This window comes from Rhodococcus sp. CX (assembly GCF_015865005.1).
In the GTDB taxonomy this organism is placed as follows: Bacteria; Actinomycetota; Actinomycetes; order Mycobacteriales; family Mycobacteriaceae; genus Rhodococcus.
In genome coordinates, this window is record NZ_JADZGH010000024.1 from 1 (window position 1) to 4,485 (window position 4,485).

Sequence of the window (4,485 nt, forward strand, 5' to 3'; positions counted from 1 at the left end):
GCCCGCCCCTGGTGTCGACGGAGTCGACGGTGCCGGAGTCGACGGTGGACGAGCCTGCCGCCTCCGATACGACGTCGCTCCCGGCCGCCGGGCCGGGTGACGTCTCGACGTCGGGTCCCTGCTCGTCCCCGGACGCCGACTCGTTGTCGGACACCGGCTCGTTGTCGGACACCGGCTTGTCGTCGGACATCGGCTTGTCGTCGGATACGGCGTCGACGATCGTGCCCGCCCATCCGCCGACGGCGTCCCAGTCCCGGAAGTCGCCGACCCTGCCGCCGGACATCCGCACGTGCATCCGTTCGCCGACGCTCAGCCCCTCGGGGTCGAGTTTCCCGGCGAACATGCGATGTTCGCGTGCACCCGTGCGGTGACGGACGGTGAACACGTCGTACGGGCTGTTGACCGGCCGGTCCTGATCCGCGATCGGTCCGGACGAGAAGAGGAACACCGCCCGCCGACGTAGCTCTTCGGCGTGCGCGTCGACGAAGTCCTTGGCCGGGCGCAGCCAGCGCCCGCGGTAGACGGCGCTACCGATCACCACCGCGTCGTAACCCGAGATGTCGCGCACGTCGTGTGGTTCGACGACATCGACCAGCGCACCGCGGTCGCGCAGGGCCGCTCCGAGTGCTGTGGCTATCTCCGCGGTCGAACCGTGTCTGCTCGCCGCCGACACCAGAATTCTCATCCAAGCCTCCAGAGCACCCGCGTCCTTCCATGATCACCATGCCATCTCATCGCAAAACAGGGTCCAAAGTCTCTACACAACGGGCCTGCGACACGAAATAGGCGTTCCGTTCGGGACATTCCCCACATACGGTGGCAATGTGGGCGGCAGAGCTGCCGATCCCGGCAGCGAAGTCCGCAGTGAATGGGAGGACCGGGTGGCGACCACGAACCCGTCAGGGATCGAGTCGGTGGAGGAAACCGAACGCAAGTACACCGCCGACACGGATCTGACTCTTCCCGACCTGTCCGGATTGCCGGGCGTCGAGACTCTCACCGACGAACGCATCGAGCTGGCCGCGCAGTACTACGACACCCGGGATCTGCGGCTGCTCCGCGCCGGGATCACCCTGCGCCGGCGCGAGGGCGGCGACGACGCCGGCTGGCATCTGAAACTGCCCTCGGGCCTCGACACCCGAACCGAACTGCGTTTCCCGCTCGGCGACGACACCGGCACACCACCGGCGGAACTGCTCGGCCTGCTGCGCGGTGTGCGACGCGGTCGACCCGTCGAACTCGCCGCCCTGCTCACCACCTCCCGTCGGCGCATCCGCGCGATGGGACCCGGCGAGACGGTGCTCGCCGAGATCGTCGTCGACGATGTCGTCGCGGTCCGCGGAGCCGACGACGCGCAGGTGCAGTGGCGCGAGATCGAGGTCGAACTCGGCCGCAACGGCGCCGCGCAAGGCGGTGCGAGCCTGCTCGACGCCGTCGACGACCGGCTCACCGCGGAGGGCATCGAGCGCTCGCCGAGCCCGTCCAAACTGCACCGGGTTCTCGGCGATCTGATTCCCGACGAACCGAAGGTGGGTGGCCCGGCCGGGTACCTGCGCGACTACCTGGCCACCGAATTGCGCGAACTCGAGCTCACCGACATCGCGGTGCGGCGCGCGGCCCCCGACTCGGTGCACAGCATGCGCAAGGCCGCACGCCGTGCGCGCAGCGCCCTGCAGACCTACGCCGGCGATCTCGGCCTCGACGAGTCGGTGGTCGACGAACTGCGGTGGCTCGGCCGCCGCCTCAGCCCGTCCCGTGACCTCGAGGTGCAGTGGGAGCGGCTGCTCGACCGGGTAGCCGAGATCCCGGTGGAATCGCACCGGGAACCCGCCAAGGCCCGCATCGACGAGTACTTCTCCAGGCAGTCGGAGATCGCGGGAATCGAAGCGGTCGCGGCCCTCGATTCCGATCGCTACCTGCAGATGCTGCTCGCCCTCGACGCCCTGATCGAGGGATTGGCCACCGCACCGCAGACGTCCCGCAAGGTCCGCAAGGCCAAGGCCGGTGATCTGACCGGCTCGCTGGAACAGCTCGCGCAGAAGGTCTCGAAGCGGGTCCGTGCCGTCGGTCGTGCCGACACACCCGAGGAGCGCGACGCCCGGTGCATCCCAAACGTGCGGGCAAGGCACTCGATCACTTCGACGCGTTCCAGGACCTCCTCGGCGAATTCCAGGATTCGGTGGTCGCGCGCGAACACCTGCTCGACATCGTGTCCGAGCAGGGACACGCCGCCGAGTCCAGCTTCGGCCTCGGCATCGCGTACCACCGTGAGGCTCTGCTGGGCGAAGCCCAGGCGGTGCACCTCGACGACGCGTGGAAGGAAGCACTGCGCGCGGCGAAGCCGTTGTGGAAGTGAACCATCCGGGAGGGACATGAACACCGGACAGACGATGCGGGCGTGGCGGGTACAGACACCGGGACCCATCGCCAGGGGTCCCCTGCGCGCGGTGCGCGAACCGGTACCCGAACCGGGCGACGGCGAACTGCTCGTGCGGGTACTCGCGTGCGGCGTGTGCCGCACCGATCTGCACGTCGCCGAGGGGGATCTGCCGGTGCACCGGCAGCATGTGGTGCCCGGGCACGAAGTGGTCGCCGAGGTGATCGGCGGTGACCTCGGGACACATGCGATCGGTGACCGGGTGGGGATTCCGTGGCTGCGCAGCACGTGCGGACGATGCCGATACTGCCTGCGCGGCGACGAGAACCTGTGCCCGCAGTCCACCTACACCGGCTGGGACGCCGACGGTGGTTACGCCGAATTCGCAACCGTTCCAGCAAATTTCGCTTTACCGCTTCCGTCCGGGTACGACCCGCAGACGCTGGCACCGCTGCTGTGCGCGGGCATCATCGGCTATCGCGCTCTGTTGCGCGCGCAGGTTCCGCCCGGCGGCACGCTCGGCCTCTACGGCTTCGGCGGGAGCGCACACCTGACGGCTCAGGTCGCGCTCGCACAAGGAATTCGGGTGCACGTGATGACCCGCGGCGACGACGCCCAGCGGCTGGCACTCGACCTCGGCGCATCCTCCGCGCAGGGCGCCTACGACACGCCTCCGGAACCGCTCGACTCGGCGATCCTGTTCGCCCCGGCCGGGGAACTGGTGCCGACCGCCCTCGAAGCCCTCGACGCCGGTGGAACACTCGCCCTCGCCGGCATCCACCTCACCGACGTTCCCACCCTGAACTATCAGCGACACCTGTTCCGGGAGAGAACGGTTCGCAGCGTCACCGCCAACACACGCCGTGACGCACACGAATTCCTCACGTTCGCGGGCGAACACCGGTTGCACGTCACGACGACGCCGTACCCGCTGGACGGGGCCGACCGGGCACTCGAAGACCTGTCCGAGGGCCGATTCGCGGGGGCGGCGGTGCTCGTGCTGTAGACCACAGCACGACGCCACCCTCACCTGCCGCGCCAGCGGATAGTCTCGACCTGCAGTCCCTCACGAGAATGGAGGCTCAACGATGAGCACGCACGTGACCAAGGCCGTCGTCGCGGGTCTGGACGGATCCGACACCGCCACTGCCGCTGCCCGATGGGCCGCAGCCCTCGCCGCCCGGCTGGAACTTCCGCTGCGTCTCGTCCACGCGCTCCCCAGCGAGGGCATCTTCTACAGCGAGTCCGCGGTGCTCATCCAGTCCCAGATGTACGAGCAGCTCAAGGCCGACGGCGAGAAACTGCTCGCCGACGTCAGCGACCTGATCCGCGCCGAACAGCCCGGCCTCACCGTCGAGAGCTACATCGGCCCCGGCCCCGCCACCAACGCATTGCTCGAGGCAGCCGACGACGCCCGCGTCGTCGTGGTCGGCGCGACCGGCGCGGGAGCCATCGAGAACTTCCTGCTCGGCTCCACCGTGCTGCGCGTCGCCAACAACGCACCGTGCCCGGTCGTGGTGTGGCGCGGCGACACCGAGAATCCGCTGCCGAACGACAAGCCGATCGTCGTCGGTGTCGACGGCAGCGAACTGTCCAGAGCCGCAGTGTCGTACGCCTTCACGCTGGCGGACACCCTCGGCGTTCCGCTCGTCGCGGCGCACTCGTGGATCGGCGACGCGGCGCTCGGCACCGGCGCGACCGCCACGCTCGTGGACTGGGACGCGGTCCAGGAAGCGGAAACCGCGGTGTTCGCGGAAGCGCTCGCCGGTAAGCACGACGAGTACCCCGATGTCGAGGTGCGTCGCGTCGTCGAACGCGGACCGGCCGCGAAGGTTCTGCTGGGCCAACTCGACGACGCACAGCTCGTCGTCGTCGGCAGCCACGGCCGCGGACAGATCGCCGCAGCCCTGCTCGGCTCGACCAGCCAGAACCTGGTGCACAAGGCACCCTGCCCGGTCCTGATCGCCCGCACCAAGTAACGCCCGCGGCCGCGGCACCGTCTCCTTCGGTACCGCGGCGGGCGGCGAAACCTTCGTCAGCCCGCCGTGGTGCCGAACAGGTAGCCGACCGCGAACGTCACGGCCATCGCGATCGCACCGCCGATCACG

3 protein-coding genes and 1 pseudogene are annotated in these 4,485 nt (G+C 69.2%); 3 read left to right on the forward strand and 1 reads right to left on the reverse strand.

Translation table 11 applies throughout. The features are described from left to right. The coding region (locus I0Q12_RS02245; protein WP_197250402.1) for a flavodoxin domain-containing protein at positions 1–685 on the reverse strand (685 nt) is incomplete at its 3' end. Positions 686–914: 229 nt separating this feature from the next. Between I0Q12_RS02245 and I0Q12_RS35015 the strand changes: the two are divergent. The 3 genes and pseudogenes from I0Q12_RS35015 to I0Q12_RS02260 form a co-directional block, all read left to right on the forward strand. Continuing rightward, positions 915–2,033, forward strand: a pseudogene (locus tag I0Q12_RS35015) (CYTH and CHAD domain-containing protein); the annotation flags it as partial. A gap of 357 nt (positions 2,034–2,390) precedes the next feature. Continuing rightward, positions 2,391–3,383, forward strand: coding sequence for a zinc-binding alcohol dehydrogenase family protein (locus I0Q12_RS02255; protein WP_197250404.1), 993 nt, complete (start codon positions 2,391–2,393; stop codon positions 3,381–3,383). An 82-nt stretch (positions 3,384–3,465) separates the two neighbouring features. After that, entirely contained in the window at positions 3,466–4,356 is an 891-nt protein-coding gene (locus I0Q12_RS02260; protein WP_197250403.1) for a universal stress protein, read from the forward strand. Positions 4,357–4,485: the final 129 nt, after the last annotated feature.

Coding starts and splice junctions, on each gene's coding strand:
- I0Q12_RS02255 (WP_197250404.1), top strand. CDS start 2,391: ATGCGGGCGTGGCGGGTACAGACACCGGGACCCATCGCCAGGGGTCCC.
- I0Q12_RS02260 (WP_197250403.1), top strand. CDS start 3,466: ATGAGCACGCACGTGACCAAGGCCGTCGTCGCGGGTCTGGACGGATCC.